20 protein-coding genes are annotated in these 17,349 nt (G+C 71.6%); 11 read left to right on the forward strand and 9 right to left on the reverse strand.

Translation table 11 applies throughout. From position 1 onward, the window contains the following. Positions 1–24: 24 nt before the first annotated feature. Entirely contained in the window at positions 25–360 is a 336-nt protein-coding gene (locus ACFWI4_RS03140; protein ID WP_387190297.1) for a hypothetical protein, read from the reverse strand. Here ACFWI4_RS03140 and ACFWI4_RS03145 point away from each other — a divergent pair. The 5 genes from ACFWI4_RS03145 to ACFWI4_RS03165 all read left to right on the forward strand — a co-directional run bounded on the left by ACFWI4_RS03145 (position 359) and on the right by ACFWI4_RS03165 (position 2,622). Then, positions 359–766, forward strand: coding sequence for a DUF4232 domain-containing protein (locus ACFWI4_RS03145; protein WP_387190299.1), 408 nt, complete (start codon positions 359–361; stop codon positions 764–766). The genes ACFWI4_RS03140 and ACFWI4_RS03145 overlap by 2 nt on opposite strands. A 312-nt stretch (positions 767–1,078) precedes the next feature. Continuing rightward, on the forward strand, positions 1,079–1,243 hold the full coding sequence (rpmG, locus tag ACFWI4_RS03150; RefSeq protein ID WP_385392832.1) for a 50S ribosomal protein L33: 165 nt from the start codon (positions 1,079–1,081) through the stop codon (positions 1,241–1,243). Positions 1,244–1,337: 94 nt separating this feature from the next. Further along, entirely contained in the window at positions 1,338–1,598 is a 261-nt protein-coding gene (locus ACFWI4_RS03155) for a type B 50S ribosomal protein L31 (RefSeq protein WP_385392839.1), read from the forward strand. 40 nt (positions 1,599–1,638) lie between these two features. Continuing rightward, positions 1,639–1,761 carry a 50S ribosomal protein L36 gene (locus ACFWI4_RS03160; RefSeq protein ID WP_385392842.1) on the forward strand — a complete coding sequence of 41 codons (123 nt, stop codon included), beginning with the start codon at positions 1,639–1,641 and terminating at the stop codon, positions 1,759–1,761. A 255-nt stretch (positions 1,762–2,016) separates the two neighbouring features. Next, positions 2,017–2,622 carry a GPP34 family phosphoprotein gene (locus ACFWI4_RS03165; RefSeq protein WP_385392844.1) on the forward strand — a complete coding sequence of 202 codons (606 nt, stop codon included), beginning with the start codon at positions 2,017–2,019 and terminating at the stop codon, positions 2,620–2,622. 170 nt (positions 2,623–2,792) lie between these two features. Here ACFWI4_RS03165 and ACFWI4_RS03170 read toward each other — a convergent pair whose 3' ends face one another. Next, positions 2,793–3,950 (reverse strand): hypothetical protein, encoded by a 1,158-nt coding sequence (locus ACFWI4_RS03170; RefSeq protein WP_387190302.1) that lies wholly within the window; start codon positions 3,948–3,950, stop codon positions 2,793–2,795. Positions 3,951–4,314: 364 nt separating this feature from the next. On the opposite strand from ACFWI4_RS03170, the gene ACFWI4_RS03175 reads away from it, so the two are divergent. From ACFWI4_RS03175 to ACFWI4_RS03200, 6 genes are all read left to right on the forward strand, one after another. Next, positions 4,315–5,307, forward strand: coding sequence for a LacI family DNA-binding transcriptional regulator (locus tag ACFWI4_RS03175; protein WP_387190304.1), 993 nt, complete (start codon positions 4,315–4,317; stop codon positions 5,305–5,307). 618 nt (positions 5,308–5,925) lie between these two features. Beyond that, on the forward strand, positions 5,926–7,236 hold the full coding sequence (locus tag ACFWI4_RS03180; protein ID WP_387190307.1) for an ABC transporter substrate-binding protein: 1,311 nt from the start codon (positions 5,926–5,928) through the stop codon (positions 7,234–7,236). An 8-nt stretch (positions 7,237–7,244) separates the two neighbouring features. Further along, positions 7,245–8,225: a carbohydrate ABC transporter permease gene (locus ACFWI4_RS03185; protein ID WP_387190310.1), complete on the forward strand. Its 981-nt coding sequence runs from the start codon at positions 7,245–7,247 to the stop codon at positions 8,223–8,225. Then, a complete protein-coding gene (locus ACFWI4_RS03190) occupies positions 8,222–9,118 on the forward strand; it encodes a carbohydrate ABC transporter permease (RefSeq protein WP_385392854.1) in 897 nt (298 codons plus the stop codon). The genes ACFWI4_RS03185 and ACFWI4_RS03190 overlap by 4 nt, the downstream gene beginning before the upstream one ends. A gap of 49 nt (positions 9,119–9,167) precedes the next feature. Continuing rightward, a complete protein-coding gene (locus ACFWI4_RS03195; protein ID WP_387190312.1) occupies positions 9,168–10,493 on the forward strand; it encodes a glycoside hydrolase family 36 protein in 1,326 nt (441 codons plus the stop codon). After that, positions 10,490–12,520 carry a beta-galactosidase gene (locus ACFWI4_RS03200; protein ID WP_387190314.1) on the forward strand — a complete coding sequence of 677 codons (2,031 nt, stop codon included), beginning with the start codon at positions 10,490–10,492 and terminating at the stop codon, positions 12,518–12,520. The genes ACFWI4_RS03195 and ACFWI4_RS03200 overlap by 4 nt, the downstream gene beginning before the upstream one ends. Before the next feature lie 45 nt (positions 12,521–12,565). On the opposite strand, the gene ACFWI4_RS03205 is transcribed toward ACFWI4_RS03200, so the two are convergent. The 7 genes from ACFWI4_RS03205 to ACFWI4_RS03235 form a co-directional block, all read right to left on the reverse strand. Continuing rightward, on the reverse strand, positions 12,566–14,215 hold the full coding sequence (locus ACFWI4_RS03205) for an alkaline phosphatase family protein (protein ID WP_387190317.1): 1,650 nt from the start codon (positions 14,213–14,215) through the stop codon (positions 12,566–12,568). 184 nt (positions 14,216–14,399) lie between these two features. After that, complete coding sequence (locus ACFWI4_RS03210) at positions 14,400–14,831, reverse strand: gas vesicle protein K (protein ID WP_387190319.1); 432 nt, start codon at positions 14,829–14,831, stop codon at positions 14,400–14,402. Then, positions 14,821–15,060 carry a gas vesicle protein gene (locus ACFWI4_RS03215; protein WP_385392868.1) on the reverse strand — a complete coding sequence of 80 codons (240 nt, stop codon included), beginning with the start codon at positions 15,058–15,060 and terminating at the stop codon, positions 14,821–14,823. The genes ACFWI4_RS03210 and ACFWI4_RS03215 overlap by 11 nt, the downstream gene beginning before the upstream one ends. Continuing rightward, positions 15,057–15,980, reverse strand: a complete 924-nt coding sequence (locus ACFWI4_RS03220) for a GvpL/GvpF family gas vesicle protein (RefSeq protein ID WP_387190321.1) — start codon at positions 15,978–15,980, stop codon at positions 15,057–15,059. Before ACFWI4_RS03220 ends, ACFWI4_RS03215 begins: the two co-directional genes overlap by 4 nt. Next, positions 15,961–16,374, reverse strand: a complete 414-nt coding sequence (locus ACFWI4_RS03225) for a gas vesicle protein (protein WP_387190323.1) — start codon at positions 16,372–16,374, stop codon at positions 15,961–15,963. Before ACFWI4_RS03225 ends, ACFWI4_RS03220 begins: the two co-directional genes overlap by 20 nt. Further along, positions 16,371–16,622: a gas vesicle protein GvpG gene (locus ACFWI4_RS03230; protein ID WP_387190326.1), complete on the reverse strand. Its 252-nt coding sequence runs from the start codon at positions 16,620–16,622 to the stop codon at positions 16,371–16,373. The genes ACFWI4_RS03225 and ACFWI4_RS03230 overlap by 4 nt, the downstream gene beginning before the upstream one ends. Before the next feature lie 10 nt (positions 16,623–16,632). Then, a complete protein-coding gene (locus ACFWI4_RS03235; RefSeq protein ID WP_387190329.1) occupies positions 16,633–17,346 on the reverse strand; it encodes a GvpL/GvpF family gas vesicle protein in 714 nt (237 codons plus the stop codon). Positions 17,347–17,349: the final 3 nt, after the last annotated feature.

Here is a 17,349-nt window from a genome sequence, read left to right on the forward strand (position 1 = left end):
GTGAACGACCGGCACCCGCACATCTCAATCGGGGGACTTCATGCAGTACGGGACGCACGCCGGGCCGCGTGTCCGCGGAGCCGCGCTGGCCATGGCGGCCATGTCGGCGGCCACCCTTTTCCTGACCGCGTGCGGACCCGGAGGCGCTGCTTCCGGCTCCGCCGCCGCACCGTCGGCCACGGCGAAGAAGCCGTCGGCCGCGCCGCCCTCCGCCTCCCCGGCATCCACCGGGCCGTCGGGCGGTGCGGGCGCCTCGGCCGCGCCCACGGCCGACCGCAGTCCCGAGGCCCCGGCGTCGGTCCCGGCCACCGCGACACCGGCGACGAAGACCTGCGCGGCGGAGTCCTTGAAGGCGTTCATGTACCAGGCCGCCGTACGGCCTCCCGGTACCGGAACCGGCGCCGCGATCGTCGAGTTCACCAACATGTCCGGGACGAAGTGCGCCCTCCAGGGGTATCCGACCGTGGCGGGCGCGGCCAACGGCTCGCCCGACAAGAACCGCCCGCTGACCGTGACCCGCTCGGGCCCCTCGTCCCGGGTGGTGCTCGCGCCCGCAGCGAAGGCGTGGGTCAAGCTCACGTTCGTCCAGGTCCAGGGCGAGGCCGACGGCTACTGCGTGTCCGGGTCGACCCCGGTGTCGTATCCGACCCTGGTCGTGGGTCTGCCCGGCAGCGGAGCGACCCAGCTCGCGCTGGAGGACGGGACGCTCGCCGAGTGCGACAACAGGGTGACCGTCACCGCCGTCACCGCGTCGAAGCCCTCCTGACCGCCACGGGTGAGGTGCCTCCTGACCGCCACGGGTGATGTATCCCCGACCTTCACGGGTGGGGCCCGCTCCGAAGCGGTCCGTAGGCTGCGGCGGCGGGACCGTGCCGGTCACGGCCCCGCACGCGGTCACCGGAGGCACCCCCGGGGCCGGTCCTGGGGAAGGGGTCCGGCTCCGACCCGGGGAACGGACCCCGTTTCGTGCTCGCTCCCGGCGCCGGGAATGCGGACACCGGGTGCGCTGTTACAGCTCACGTAACTGATTGGCATGCGCGAATCAAAGGTTCGTGTGTGGTGGGCTGAGGAGGACCTCATGGCACGCAGTACCGCGCGTCCCGTCGTCACGCTGAGGTCGACGGCGGGAACCGGCGTCACGTACGTGACGCGCAAGAACCGCGGGAACGACCCCGACCGGCTCGTGCTGCGCAAGTACGACCCGCTGGCGGGCAGGCACGTCGCGTTCCGGGAGGAGCGCTGACCGTACGCCGGGGCTTCCCGGCGGACGTACTCGCCGTACCCGCCGTGTCCGTCGTATCCGCTGAAGCAGCACTCGTGACCGAGGAGGAAACCGCATGAGGCCCCAGATCCACCCCGAGTACCGTCCGGTCGTCTTCCGGGACCGCGCCGCCGGGTTCGCGTTCCTGACGCGTTCCACCGCGCACTCGGACAGGACGATCGAGTGGGAGGACGGCGCCGTCCTCCCCGTCGTCGACGTGGAGATCTCGTCGGCGAGCCACCCGTTCCACACCGGGACCTCGCGGGTCCTGGACACCGCCGGCCGGGTGGAGCGCTTCGAGCGCCGCTACGGCCGCACGGCGTCGAGCCGGCACTGACCGCCGGAGCACGCCGGGTTCGGCAGGAGGAGGACCGACCATGAAGGTACGTGCGTCACTGCGTTCGCTGAAGTCCAAGCCGGGGTCCCAGGTGGTCCGCAGGCGGGGCGTGGTGTTCGTCGTGAACAGGAAGAACCCGCGTCTGAAGGCCCGTCAGGGCTGACGGCACCCCGGGCGAGGCACCTCCGGTCCGGCCGGCGCACCCGCGCCGGCCGGACCGGACGCGTGTACGGACCCGGCATCTTCGCGGTGGAGCCCGCGGCTCGCTGACGCACCGGTCCGGCGGGAGTTACGATCACGTTCGTGACGTGCCCTTCCTCCGTGGGCGACCCGATCGCCGCGGAGGGTGGCGCGGTGGACGCGCAGGATCCGATGCGTGACGGTCGCGCCGGGCGAAGTACTCCGAGGGGAGCCGTTCGTGACCACGGCCAGGGACTTGTTCATCATCACGATGGACAAGGAGCCGGAACGTTCTGTCGGGCAGGGCGACCTGTCGCTCGCCCTCGCCGGAGCCGAGGTGATCGATCTCCTCGCCGGCGAGGTCATCACGCTGGACGGGGACCGGATGACACCGGCGAGGCAGCCCGCCACGGACGACCGGCTGCTGGGCGAGGCGGCTTCCTCGCTCGTGCGGCAGGTTCCGTACGAGCGGGTCGAGGACTGGCTCTGGCGCAGGGGGCGGGACCTGGCCAAGGCCTATCAGAACGACCTGGAACAGACCGGCCAGCTCACCCGGCAGCGGCGCAGCAGGCTGCCGTTCGGCGGCGAGCGCATGGAGCTGGTGGACTCACCGGCCCGCAGCCGGGCCATGCACCGCTGGGCCGCCGACGAGCCGGTCCTCGCCGCGCTCGCCGAGGTCGTCGGGATCCCCGCCGAGCAGGGCGACGACACCTCGACCGTCGAGGACGAGTCGGTGACGACCGTTCTGGTCGCCGTGCACGACGCGGTGATGGAACTGGAGGCCGTCCGCCAGCGCCGGGCCATCGAGAACGCGGCGTTCGCGAACATCTGGCGCGGCGCCTGACCGTCCCCCGCACCCCGAGGATCGGCCCCCGCCCCGGCCCGAGGAGCCCGGACCGCACGCGGGCCCCGGACCCCACCCGGGCCCCGGATCCCTCTCGGACCAGGGATGCGGGGTGAGGCGGGCGGCGCGCGGGAGCGAGTGGGGCGTCCGCCCGTCTCCCGCGCCTCAGGTCACTCGGAGGCCTCGCGGGCCCGCCGCTCGCTGGCGCGTGCCTCCTGGAGCTGCGCGTCGACCCGCTGCGCCCGCCGCGGCAGCAGCGAGTCCGTGACGCGCTGAAGCGTCTTCGTCAGCGGGTTCCTGTCCTGGCCCGGCGCGGAACTCCGCACGGCGGAGGCCGCGTCGCGGTACTCGGCCATCTCGGCCAGCGCCGCGTGGGCGAGTTCCGTCGCCTCGCGGTACAGGTCGCGCGACTTGGTCATGGCGTCCAGCGCCTCGGAGTACGAGGCCACCTGGGCGCGTGCGCGGGCGAGTTCCTCCTCCATGGTCAGCAACTGCCAGTCCTCGCGCAGCGCCGTGAAGGCCGCCGCCGCGTCGTCCGGCAGCGGCCACGGCAGTGCCGCGAACTGCGTGATCCTGTCGAGGAGTTCGGTCGGCTCCGAGCCGTCGAGGAAGACGCTGCGCACCCTGAACGCCTGCTCGTCGAACCCGGTCCGGGCCGGGTTGCCGGACAGGATCACCGCCCCGCCGCGCGGCACGGACGTCCCCAGGTCGCCGAGCGCCCAGTTGACCGCGTGGAACTGCTCGGGCGAGGCCCGGTGTTCGACCACGCGGTGCCGCAGCGCGGGCGGCAGCAGCCGGGCCAGCGGCAGCCGGCCCTCGGCGTCGGGGGTCATGGCCTCGTGCACGAAGACGTTGATGTCCCAGCTGTGCCGGGCGACGTCCTTGACCAGCCGGCGCAGCGCCGCGTCGTCCTTCGGCAGCGGGTTGATGTCCTGGAGCAGCAGTCCGGCCACCGCGTCACGGTCCCAGGAGAGATCGCTCCGCTCCGGCCAGAGCAGCGCGGCGGGGGAGGGCCACCCGGGATCCCAGGGCCGCTCCGCCTCGGCCGCCAGTGTCCAGCGCCGCTCGCCGTCCACCTGCGGGCGCCCGTCGGTCGCGAGCCGCGCCCGTACGGTGACGTCGTCGTCGACGAACCAGCGCGCCTCGAAGACATGGCCGTCCGGCGTCGCCGCGTTCTCCTTCTCCAGGAAGTCCTGGATCCTTTCACTGTTCTTCAGTTCCCGCAGATGCTCCCGAAGAGCGTGCTGCGGGGCGGGGCCGGTGTGGCGCCCGGCGGCCAGCCAGACCGTTTCCGGGGCGATGGGACGCTCTGTGGAGGACTTCGGCATGAGTCACTTTGCTGGTGGGGTGCGGTGTGCCCTCCCAGTATGGTCGCCTTTGGCCGCGAACAGGGAGGCGAGGCCCCCTCGGATCACGGACCTCCGCCATCGGGTGACTATGGACTTTTCGTTGACGATTGACCGTATTGCGGCCGTCGCGAAGAATGCGAGCGGGCCGCCGACCGCGGGTCCGGCCCGGCGGGACCGCCCTCCGCGGCCGGGTGCCCGGCCCGGGTTCCTGGAGCGGTGACGGCGGGCGTCCGGTCCCGGGAGGGCGCGGACCTGCGAGGACGCGGGCCGGACCGCGACCGGCCGCTGCGTCGGGCCCGGGCGGGCGCCGGTAGGGTTGCGGTCGGAGAAGGGGCGGACGCGGATGCGGCAGCGGGTGACCATGAGCGACGTGGCGCGGGCCGCGGGAGTCTCGTCCGCCACCGTCTCGTACGTACTGAGCGGAAAACGCCCGGTCGCGGACGAAACGCGCAAAGCCGTCGAATCCGCCATCGACCGGCTCGGCTTCAGCCTCAACCCCGTCGCCCGGAGCCTGCGGACGGGCAAGTCCACCATGGTCGCTCTCGTCGTGCCGGACATCGCCAACCCCTTCTACGCGCTGCTCGCCCGCTCGATACAGGACGAACTGCGCGGCCGGGGCTACCACGTGCTGGTGAGCAGTACGGGGGCGCGGCGGGACGAGGAGGAGGCGCTGCTCCAGGAAGCGGTGCACCAGCGGTTCGCCGGCGTGGTGATGACGCCCTTCCGGCTCGCCACCGACGCCTTCGACGGGCTGCGCGCCGCGGGGATCCCGGCGGTGGTCAGCGCCGACGTCCCCTTCGGTGACGTCGACCTGGTGACTCCGGACGCCGACGACGCGGTCCGTGAGGCGCTGGCGCACGTGGCGGCGACGGGCCGGCGGCGCGTCGGCGTGATCGCCGGGCCGCCCGACGCCGCGGGCGGCGATCCGCGCCTGGAGCGCGTACGGGCGCACGCGGCCGAGGCGGGGCTGCGCATCGCGCGCGAGCACATCGTCCACGGCGAGCACACGCGCGAGGCGGGAGCGGAGGGCTTCGAGCGGCTGATGCGCGCCCGGCTCCGGCCCGAGGCGGTGCTGTGCGGCAACGACATCACGGCGGTCGGCGCGATGGACACGGCCGAGCGCCTCGGGCTCGACATCCCCGGCGACGTGTCCCTGGTGGGGCACGACGACATCGAGTTCGCCTCGCTCGTCAGGCCCCGGCTGACCACCATCCGCTATCCGGCGCGCGAGGTGGGCCGGGTGGCGGCCGGTCTGCTGCTGGAGCAGATCGACGGCAGGACGTCGAGGAGGACCGTGCGGGTCGCCGCCGCGTTCGTGGCCCGCGGCTCGGTCTGACACCGCCCGGACACGGGTGTCCGATCCGGGTCGAATGCTCTGCCCGAGCACACGGAAGGCCGGTAATCGCCCCTCCCGGCACGGCCGTTCCCGTTCCCCGGCTTTGCCGGATCGATGACGCGGGACGGTGGCGTAATCGATTACGTTGCGCGAGACTGAACGGCGGACCTGCGCCGGCCGGGGACGGCCGGCTCCTCGGCCTGCCGTCGACCTGTCGCTTTTGACGTCAAATGGCCCGCAAGTTGATTTGTGCTGCCTGTAAACAAAATCAACGGACTCATGTTTGCTTTTGATGGACCGAGTCGCAAAAGCCAACACCGTCATATGCGGCCCGACGGGCGGTCGTGTCCCGGTTCGCGCGCCGGGCGGGTCGGCGGCCCCGATCGCCCGCGCTCGGTCGTCCGCGCCTCAATTCGGGCCCCTGTAAACATCATGAGCGCCTGATGTCGGTGGTCAGTGACGTGTCGGTCACGTTTCGGGCAAGGCGGGTGCGAGGTCTTGACGCGGTGACGACATGAGGCTGTCATTACGCCCACGTTGTTCGGTCGAGTTGGTTTCTGATCGATTTCCGGCCTCCCCGCCGTCCAGCTCGACCGAACCCTGCCCTCAGGAGCCGTCATGCACCTTCCTCTCCCGGGTCTGTCCGCCCCGACCCCCAGCCGTCGCACCCTGCTCCGCGGAATCGGCGGCGCGGCCGCCCTCGGCGCGGGCATACCCCTGCTGAGCGCCTGCGGCGGCAGCGGCACGGCGTCGGACCCCAAGACGGTCACGGTCGGCTCCAACGCGTCCGACGCCGTGCCGAAGAAGGCCTTCGCCGACGTCTACGCGGCCTTCAAGAAGCAGTCGGGCATCACGGTCGACGTCAACACGAAGGACCACAACACCTTCCAGGAGCAGATCAACTCGTATCTCCAGGGCACCCCGGACGACGTCTTCAACTGGTTCGCCGGCTACCGCATGCAGTTCTTCGCGGCCAAGAAGCTGGCCACGCCCATCGACGACGTGTGGGCCAAGATCGGGGACAACTTCCCCGACGCGATGAAGAAGCTGAGCAAGGGCGAGGACGGCAAGTACTACTTCGTGCCGATGACCACGTACCCGTGGGCCGTCTTCTACCGCAAGAGCGTCTTCCAGCAGCACGGCTACAAGGTCCCCACCACCTGGGACGAACTCGTCGCCCTGTGCAAGCAGATGAAGAAGGACAACCTCGTCCCGATCGCCTTCGGCGACAAGGACGCCTGGCCCGCGATGGGCACCTTCGACCAGATCAACTTCCGCCTCAACGGCTACGACTTCCACGTCCAGCTGATGGCGGGCAAGGCCTCCTGGACCGACGCCAAGGTCAAGGCCGCCTTCGACCACTGGGCCGAACTCCTCCCGTACCACCAGGACGGCTTCATGGGCCGCACCTGGCAGGACGCGGCGCAGACGCTGGTGGCCAAGAAGGCCGGCATGTACCTCCTCGGCACCTTCGTGGCCCAGCAGTTCACCAACAAGGCCGACCTGGACGACCTCGACTTCTTCGCCTTCCCGGAGATCAACTCCGCGTACGGCCAGGACACCGTGGAGGCGCCCACCGACGGCCTCATGGTCAGCAAGGCTCCCAAGAACCACGCCGGCGTCCTCAAGCTCCTTGAGTACATGGGCAGTCCGGCCGCCGAGGAGCTCTACCTCAAGGGCGACCCGAGCGTGGTCGCCGCCTCCAGCAAGGCCGACACCTCCGCGTACTCGGCGCTCCAGAAGAAGGCGTTCGACATGATCGGGGGCGCCAAGTCCCTGACCCAGTTCATGGACCGCGACTCCCGCCCGGACTTCACCTCCACGGTGATGCAGCCCGGCCTCCAGAAGTTCCTCCAGAACCCCAAGGACGTGGACAGTCTCCTGTCCTCGATCGAGCGCCAGAAGAAGCAGATCTTCGCGACCGCGTGAACGACACCATGACAACCGACACCACCACGAAGTCCCCGGAGGCGGCCAGTGAGCCGCCTCCGGGCGCTGCCCCCGCTCCGAAGCGGGCCGTACGGGGCCACCGCCGCCTGCTGACCCGCCGTGACCGGATCACGCTCGCCCTCATGGCGGGCGTGCCCACGGTCCTGCACGTGGCCCTCGTCTGGGTCACCGCCCTCGCCTCCATCGCCCTCGCCTTCACCACCTGGGACGGCATCGGGTTCGACTCCATCCAGTGGGTGGGCCTCCAGAACTTCCGGCAACTCTTCGCCGACAACCCGCAGTTCTGGCCCGCCCTCCAGCACAACGTCATCTGGTTCGTCGTCCTCATCCTGATCCCGACACCGCTCGGCCTGTTCCTCGCCGTCCAGCTCGACAAGAACATCCGCTTCAGCCGCGTCTACCAGACGGCCTTCTTCCTGCCCGTCGTCATCTCGATGGCCTGCATCGGCTTCGTCTGGCAGCTCGTCTACAACCCGGACACGGGTCTGATCAACAGCCTCGTCGGCGCCAACAAGCCGGGCCACTACATCGACTGGATCGGCGACCCCAAGCTCAACCTGTGGGCCGTGCTCGTCGCGGCCTCCTGGCGCCACACCGGCTACATGATGATCCTGTACCTGGCCGGCCTCAAGGGAATCGACCCCTCCCTCCGAGAGGCTTCCTCACTGGACGGCGCCAACGAGTGGCAGACGTTCAGACACGTCGTCTTCCCGACGCTGCGCCCCACCAACACGGTCGTCCTGGTCGTCACCATCATCGAGTCCCTGCGCGCCTTCGACCTGGTCTTCGTCTTCAACAAGGGCGCCCAGGGGACCGAGTTGCTCTCGATCCTGGTGACCAACAACATCATCGGCGAGTCCAGCCGTATCGGGTACGGCTCCGCGATCGCCGTGGTCCTGCTCGTCATCTCGCTCGTCGTGATCATCCCGTACCTGGTGGCCACCTTCCGGAAGGAGCGGCGATCGTGAGCGCCCCCACCCTCGCGGCCGGCGGACGGGCACGGCGCGCGCCCGTCCGCCCCGCCCGCGTGCTGCTGCACGTCTTCCTCGCCGGCACCGCCCTGGCCTGGCTCGCCCCGCTGCTGTGGGCGATGTTCTCGGCCCTGCGCCCGTACGGCGAGACCAGCGCCAAGGGCTATGTGTCCTGGCCGGACACCCTGAACTTCGACAACTTCAAGAACGCGTTCGAGCGGTCGGACATGACGCACTACTTCGTCAACACGCTGCTGATCGCGGTGCCGGCCGTGCTGCTGACGCTGTTCCTGTCCTCGATGGTCGCCTTCTACGTCAGCCGCTTCGACTTCCGCCTCAACCTCTCGCTGCTGCTGGTCTTCACGGCGGGCAACCTGCTCCCGCAGCAGGTCATCATCACCCCGCTGTACCGGATGTACCTGCTCACCGACCTGCCGGGCATCACGGCGAGCGGCAAGCTGTACGACTCCGCGCTCGGTCTGGTGCTCATCCACGTGGCCTTCCAGTCCGGGTTCTGCGCGTTCGTGCTGAGCAACTACATGCGCTCGCTGCCGCACGAGCTGACCGAGGCCGCGCTCGTGGACGGGGCGTCGGTGTGGCGGCTGTACTGGCAGATCACCCTGCCGCTGTGCAAGCCGGCGATGGCGGCCCTGGCGACGCTGCTGTCGATCTGGATCTACAACGACTTCTTCTGGGCCCTCGTCCTGATCTCGACCGGCGAGAACATGCCGATCACCTCGGCGCTCAACAACCTCTCCGGCGAGTACTTCACCGACCCCAACCTCGTCGCCTCCGGCGCCCTGCTCACCGCGATCCCCACGCTCGTCGTGTACTTCGCGCTCCAGCGGCAGTTCGTCAGCGGACTGACCCTCGGTGCCAACAAGAGCTGAGACGACACCCTCCGGAACTCCCAGGCGGCTCCACGTGAAAGAGAGCGACGTGCCCCCATCCTTCACCCCCGTGGCCTCCGTACCCGTGGACCCGAGCACCGCACGGGTCCACGAGGAGGGCTGGCAGTCCTGGAGCCCCAGCGGCTCCTACGCCCTCGACGACACCCCGTACCGCCCGACGAACCCCAACTGGGCGACCGTCTGCTACCGGCCCGGCCGGACCGTGCCGCCCGCCACGTTCCAGGGCGAGGGTCTCCTCGCGCTCGACCCCGGCGACGGCTCCCCGGTCCGGCTGTGGGCCGCGCCCGACCCGGCGGGACCGGTCCCCTCGATCCGGCTGACCGTCCGGGACGGCCAGGCCGAGATCAGCGCCGACGGCCCCGTCACCGAGTCCTCCCACTCCGGACCGGACGGAATCCAGGGCGCGCTCGCCGCCTGGGCCGACGCCCTCGCGCTCCCCGCCCCGCGGCCCGCGCCCACGGTCTGGTGCTCCTGGTACGAGTACTTCACCGCCGTCACCGAGGACGACATCCACGAGAACCTCCAGGCGATGGACGCCCTCGACCTCCCCGTCGACGTCGTCCAGATCGACGACGGCTACCAGAGCGCCCTCGGCGACTGGCTCACCCTCTCCGGCCGCTTCCGCTCCCGCGCGGGCCTCGCCGACACCATCCGCGAGCGCGGCCGCCGCGCGGGCATCTGGACCGCCCCGTTCCTCGTAGCCCCGCACAGCGAACTCGCCGCACACCACCCCGACTGGCTGGTCCACGACGAGCAGGGCGCGCCCGTGCACGCCGGACACAACTGGAACCACGACCTGTACACCCTCGACATCACCCACCCCGACGCCCGGGCGTATCTGTCCGACGTCTTCACCACCCTGCGCGCCGAGGGATACGACTACTTCAAGACCGACTTCCTCTACGCGGGAGCCCTGGACGGCGTACGGCACTCCGGAGCCGACGCGCCGGCCGCCTACCGCGACGGGATCGCCCTGATCCGCGAGGCCATCGGCCCCGACGCCCACCTCCTCGGCTGCGGGGCCCCCGCCCTGCCGTCCATCGGCCCGTTCGACGCGATGCGGGTCAGCCCCGACACCGCGCCGCACCGGCGCCCCGAGGCCGGCGACTACAGCCAACCGGGCCAGGACGCGGCCGAGTTCACCGGCGCGGGCCGCCAATGGCAGCACGGACGCCTGTGGATCAACGATCCCGACTGCCTGATGGCCCGCCCCGCCGTCGAGACCCGCGAACGCTGGGCCGCCCATGTCGAGGCCACGGGCGGCCTGATGGCCTCCAGCGACCGGCTGCTGTCCCTCGACGAGTGGGGCGTGACCACCACCCGCCGCCTGCTGTCCTCGGAAGGGGCCGCATGACCCCCGAACGCACCCTGTCCGTCCCCGGCATCGTCTACGGCGGCGACTACAACCCCGAGCAGTGGCCCGAGGAGACCTGGGCCGAGGACATGCGCCTGATGCGCGAGGCCGGCGTCACCATGGTCAGCGTCGGCATCTTCTCCTGGGCCCTCATGGAGCCCGCCGAGGGCACGTACGACTTCAGCCGCATGGACCGGATCCTGGACCTCCTCCACGAGAACGGCATCGCCGCCGACCTCGCCACCCCCACCGCCGCGCCGCCCGCCTGGTTCTTCCGGGCGTACCCCGAAGCGCTCCCGGTCGACCGGGACGGCCGGACGCTGACCTACGGCAGCCGCCAGACCTTCTGCCCGAGCAGCCCCGTGTACCGCGAGGCCGCGCTGCGCGTCACGGGCGCCCTCGCCGCACGCTACGCGGCCCACCCGGCCGTGGTGATGTGGCACGTCCACAACGAGTACGGGTGCCACAACGCGGCCTGCTACTGCGACACCAGCGCCGCGTCCTTCCGCCGCTGGCTGCGCGACCGCTACGCCGACGACCTCGCGGCCCTCAACCACGCCTGGGGCACCGCGTTCTGGAGCCAGTGGTACCACGACTGGGAGGAGGTCCTGCCGCCCCGCGCGACCGGCGCCGTACCCAACCCCACGCACCAGCTGGACTGGCGCCGCTTCTGCTCCGACGAGCTGCTGTCGCTGTACACGTCGGAGCGCGACGTCCTGCGCGCGGCCGCCCCCGCGACACCCGCCACCACCAACTTCATGGTGATGGACGTCTTCGACGCCCTCGACTACTGGCGCTGGGCCCCCGAACTCGACATCGTCTCCAACGACCACTACCTGATGTCCGCCGACCCGGCCTCCGAGATCGACGTCGCGCTGTGCGGCGACCTGACCCGGTCGCTGGCCGGCGGGCCCTGGCTGCTCATGGAGCACTCCACCGGCGCCGTGAACTGGCAGCCCGTCAACCGCGCCAAGGCTCCCGGCGAGATGCGCCGCAACGCGCTGGCCCACGTGGCCCACGGCGCCGACGGCATCGCCTACTTCCAGTGGCGGGCCGCGAAGGCGGGTGCCGAGCAGTGGCATTCGGCGATGCTCCCGCACGCGGGCACCGACAGCCGCATCTGGCAGGACGTGGTCCGCCTCGGCGCCGACCTCGGGGCACTGGCCGAGGTGCGCGGCAGCACCGGCACGGCCGAGACCGCCATCGTCTGGGACTGGGACGCCCGTTGGGCCCTGGAGCTGCCCTCGCAGCCGAGCGGCGCCCTGCGGTACCAGGACCTGGTCCGGGCCTGGTACGAACCGCTGTGGCGGTCCGGTGTGGCCGTCGACTTCGTACGCCCAGACGCCGACCTCTCGGCCTACCGCCTGGTCCTCGCCCCGAGCCTGTACCTCGTCGACGACGCGGGCGCGGCCAATCTGAGCGCCCACGTCCAGCGCGGCGGCACCCTCGCCGTCGGCTTCCACAGCGGCGCCGTCGACGAGAACTGCCACATCAGACTGGGCGGTTACCCGGGAGCGTTCCGCGAGATCCTCGGCGTCCGCGGCGACGAACCGTTCCCTCTGCTGCCGGGCGAGTCGGCGGGACTGACGGGCCGGGTGCCCGCGGGCGCCACGGCCACCCTGTGGTCGGAACGCCTGCGCCTGAACGGCGCCGAGGCCGTCGCCACGTACGCGGACGGACCCCTGGCCGGTGTGCCGGCGGTGACCCGGAACGCCCAAGGGCCGGGTACTGCCTGGTATTTGGCGACCCTCCCCGACCCGGACACCCTCGCCGCGCTGCTGGACCGCGTGCGCGCCGAGGCGGGGATCGCCGACGCCGGTGACGTCCCGCCGGGAGTGGAGAGCGTCCGCCGGCGCGGCCGGGACGCCGACTACGTGTTCCTCATCGACCACGCCGGCCGGGGCGCGGAGATCCCCGTCCCGCCGGGAGCCACCGAACTCCTCACCGGCAAGGCGCTGTCGGGCTCGGTGAGGATCGACCCCGGCGAGATCGTGGTGGTGCGGGAGCCGCGGCCGGCACAGCGGTGAACGCCGTTCGGCGGGGCGGGGATCCGGCCCGCCCCGCCGAACGGATCAGTGCATTGGCAGTACGGCCGTGTGCTCCTCGCGGACGGCGTCCAGGGAGCGGGGGTCGAGGCCCAGCAGGCTCAGGATCGTCGGCGCGATCTGCTGGGTCCGCACGGCCGCCGTGTCGCGGACACCCTCGGGAACCGAGGCGCCGGACACGATCAGCGGGACGTCGAGGTCGTCGGCGTGGGCGCCGCCGTGCTCGGCGATCTTCTTGGTGCCGCCGGTGTAGACGACGCCGTACTGGGTGAGGCCGAGAACGTCCGGGACCCGGGTGTCGCCGGCCGGCGCGTGGAAGTAGCGGGCCGCGGCCCTCCCGGCGTAGACCTTGTCGAGCCCGCCGCGGGTGAAGGACCTGGGCGCCGCGGCGATGTCGGTACCGGTGCCGTTCTGCCCGAGCAGGTAGTCCGCGGCGAACTTGGCGGCGGCCCGGGAGCGGTCGGTCAGCCAGAGCAGCATCGCGTCGTCGTCCACGGCGTGCGCGACCAGGTTCCCGGCCGAGGGGTGGAGCTTCTTCCACGCGGCGTCGAGGCCGGCGAGCAGCGGGCCGTCGTCGATCCGGGTGAGCGCGGCGGGATCGGTGGGGGACTGGCCGTGCTTGGCGGACAGGACGACCGTGGTGCTGCCGGTCAGATGGCGCCGGGCGAGTTCCGCGGTCAGTTCGCCGACCCGGGCGTCGACGAAGTCCAGGTTCTTCTCCAGCAGCGGCCCGGGCACGTTCTTGGCGGTGTAACCGCCCTTGAGGCCGTCGGAGGAGGGCAGCTTCTGCGCGGTCGAGACGGACTGGAGGTTCAGCCCGAAGACCGCGGGGGTGCCGACCCGGTGGGTGCCGCTGTGGTCGTAGCCGTCGATCTCGTCGAGGACGGCCTTCACCTTGTAGCCGTCGTACTGCTCGGTGGCCTGGTTGTCCTTCGTCCAGTCGTCGCCGGCCGGGTAGCCGAGGGCGTCGCTGTTGATCTCGGGGGTGAAGAGGTCCTGGACACCGCTGCCCGAGGGCCCGTCGAGGATCTCGTACGCCGGATGCTTGTCCGACCATGCGGTGCGCAGGCCCGCGGCGCGGGCCACCTCGAAGACGGTGTTCACCCTGAGGTACGCGTGCGGCGCGAGCGGACGGCAGGTCCGCGGGTCGACCGGCAGCTTCGAGGTGTCGAGCAGGCTCGTCGGGTCACCGGTCATCGACAGGATGCCGTCCGGCAGACCGGTCAGGCCCTGGCCGGCGTCCAGGGAGGCCGGCTTGCGGTCCAGGTCCTCCGTGAGGTCCACCTCGGCGCCGCGCGCGGCGCCCGCGCAGGCCGTGGTCCCGGCCGGGAGCAGCGCGGAGTCGTAGGTGTCGTCGTAGTAGACGCCGGTGGTGCCCGGGCCGCCGCCGGTCAGCTGGGCCACCATGCCGGGGAAGGAGTCGGACGGGGTGGTGGTCCTGGCGTGGGTGTACTCCACACCGCCGCCCGCCAGCCGCGCCAGCGCCGACTTCGGGTGCAGGGAGACGTACCGGGCCAGGTCCGCCTGGTGCAGTCCGTCCACGGAGATGAGCAGCACGTGCCGGGTGTCGTCCCGGCGGTGGGAGGCGGCGAAGGCGTCGGGCTGGGCGACACCCGCCCCGGTCAGCACCCCGGCGGCGGTGAGCAGGGCCGCGGACCTGACATGGCGTCTGGACATCGAGTTCTCCCAGGAGTTCGGGGTGCGATTGCCCGAGCCATCAGAGTCGCGCCCCGTGTACCGCAAACGGCACATGTGTGAACGCATGCGGAATGACCGGTCGGTACTTCACCAAGCGGGCTCGGCGGTCCCAAGTCCGGCTGCCAGACGTGCATTTGACGACACCGGTCAGTCGTGTACGGCCTCACCGCGGCTGCGGCGGCGGGTCGGGCGGGGGCAGCAGCGGACCCAGCGGGCCCAGGTCGAGGTTGAGATCCTCCAGGCTGAGTCCGTGGCTCGCGCACAGGTCCCTCATCCGGTCGTGCAGGACCATCAGCGTCATGCCCAGCCGCTCCTCGTCCTCCTCGCTCAGATCGCCCTGGTCGACCCGGCGCAGCGCCTGCCGTTCCATCACCTGGCGCAGCAGCTCGACCAGCGTCAGGACCAGGCGCAGCAGGTCCCGTTCGACCGTGTCGGGGTCGGTGTTGATCCGCCCGGCGGCGGAACGGCCGCGCGCACCCGGCGGCGGTCCGTCCGAGGGCTCGGCCGGCAGCAGCCGGAAGGCCCGCGCCGCGGCCTCCGCCGCCTCTTCGAGGGGGTCCGCGGGCCCCTGGGCGCCACCCGCGTCAGCCGGCACGGCCGCCTCGCGGGGGACCGGGCCGCTCCCAGGGCGACGGGTTCTCCGAGCTGACGGACACGATCAGCGCGCGCAGCGACACCCGTACGAGATCGATGTCGGCGACGGACAGCACCACGTCACCCGCCAGGACCACGCCTCCGGCGAGCAGCCGGTCCAGCAGGTCGACGAGCGCGACCTGACGTTCCGGCAGCGGTTCCACGGCGGTGGAACGGCCGGGGCCGGTCATGGCGGGCCACCGCGTGCCGCGTGGTCGTCCGTGCCGTCCTGGGGCATCGCGAACGAGTACGGCACCCAGGGGCCGGTGACCTCCACGCGGACCCCCGTCAGTCCGTGGCCCGCGCGGGCGGCCTCGGCCCGGAAGGCATCGCTCCGCTCGCGGGGCACCAGGAAGGCGTCGTTGAACACGTTCTCGCCCGCGTCACCGGCCAGGACGCCCTGCTGGGGCCGGTGGGCCGCGCGGTCGGTGGCGTACGCGCGGGCCACGTCCCCGACCCGCTCCGCCGCCTCGCGGGCCGCCCGGTGGACGGCGTCCCGGTCGCCGCGTTGCCGTCGTCGCGCGCTGAGGTAGGCGCGCCCCGGGGAGAGGCCCGCCGCCGGTGCGGCGTCCGGGTCCGTAGCGGCCTCCGGTTCCGTGGCGGAATCGGGGTCCGGGGCGGATCCCGGGCCGGTGGGCGCGGGTCGCGGTGCCGTCGGGGCGGTCGGCTCGGGTGCCTCGACGTAGATCTTGACCCCCCATTCGACCTGGCCGGCGAGGAGATCCAGGCGCTCGGCGAACAACCGCACGGCGGAGCGCAGCATGTCGCGGGCGCTGCCGTCGTCGACGTAGACGGTCGCCAGGCGCAAGGGCAGGGCCGGGGTGCGGGCCGCGACCTCCTCGACGACCGCGTGGTGCGCCCGCGCGACCGCCTCCAGCCAGTCCAGGTCCTCCAGATGGCGTCTGAGTCCTTCCTCGCGGAAGTCCGCGGCCGCCACCTGGCTCACCACGAGCACGATGTCCCCGCCGCCGTCCTCGTCCCCGCCCGCGGTGAGCAGCCTGACCGGGGCGCCGGCCACTCCCGCGAGCGCGGTCAGGGACGGTGCGAGGTCCGGGTGCGCGCGGGCGACGGCGTAGGCGTAGGTGACGTGTTCACTCGTGGCCGTCGTCATCGCGATCAGCTCTTCGGCGGGTGGCGCCCCGCGGTTCCGCGTCCACCTCGGGGATGTCCCGTTCCCGGCGCAGCGCGTTCAACTCGGCGCGCAGCCTGCGGTTCTGCTCGGCCAGCGACGGTTCGTCCGCGGCCCGCGAGGACAACGACGGGTCGTGCTCCCACCAGTCGATGCCCATCTCCCTGGCCTTGTCGACCGAGGCGACCAGCAACCGGATCTTGACCGTGAGCAGTTCGATGTCCAGGAGGTTGATCCGGATGTCGCCGGCGATGACGATGCCCTTGTCGAGGACGCGTTCCAGGATGTCGGCGAGGTTGGCGGACGACCCCTGCGCGTACGCGGGAGCGGCCCGGGACGGATAGTCCCCCAGCCGGTTGGAGAGTGGCTCGCTCACGACGGGCCGCCCTGGCCGTGCACCCTGATCTCCTCCAGCCGGTCGAGGAGTTGGTCCTCCAGCCGGTCGAACGTCTCCTCGTCGATCTCACCGGCCTCCAACTGCCCTTCCAGTTCCTTGAGTCGGAGCCGTATCGGCGCGGGGTCGTAGTACTCGTTCTCGGCGGCCTCCAGGACCCGGTCCATCACCCAGGCGACACCGCGCACGGGTGCCAGGGGAAGCGTGACGATTTGGGTGAGCAGTCCCATGACGTCCCCGTCAGGTGAAGCTGTAGGGAGGGAGCGGGCCGTTGAGCCGGAACGTGAAGGTCTCGCCCATCTGGTGGGCGAGGCTCAGCTCCGTGGCGAGGAAGAGCTCGTCCTGGTCGGAGCCCACCAGGAACGAGACGCTGAGGAAGTCCGTTCCGGTGGGCGGCGAGGAGTCGATCTCCCGGGCGAAGGGGCGGAGCGCCTCGATCACCCCGGAGGCCAGTGCTTCCTGGCGGGCCCGTATCTCGCCCGCGACCAGCTCGCCGAGCCGCAGGGGCGCGTCGGGGGGCGCGGTGCCCTCGCGGATCGCGTCGTTGAGCTCCCTGGCCGTCTCCGACTGCGTGAGGATCTCCCGCAGGAGCGTGTCCTCGTCCTGCGAGGCCTTCAGGTTGTACTCGGAGCAGCCCTCCACCCGGCGCAGACGGTCGGCGTAGTCGTCGGCACGCGTCTCCAGCGCCTCCTTGACCGCGTCCTCGTCGGGCGCGGTGTAGCCGAACCTGAGGGGCAGCACGGTTCCGTCCGTGAGCAGCCGCTGCTGGACCTCCTGGTGCCTGCCGATGTCCCGGCGTTTGGGGCGCAGTTCGTCCGGTGCGTCACTCACGACCGCGCAGAGCGTTCCGGCGGTCACGGTGCGCAGCGGCGCGGCGGAGGGGCCGACTCCCTCCAGGCCGTCGAGGCGCAGCGGGTGGTCCTTGAACGTGATCGAGTAGATGTACACGGCCATGGC

It is taken from the genome of Streptomyces sp. NPDC127038, from assembly GCF_042725875.1.
Taxonomy (GTDB): Bacteria; Actinomycetota; Actinomycetes; order Streptomycetales; family Streptomycetaceae; genus Streptomyces.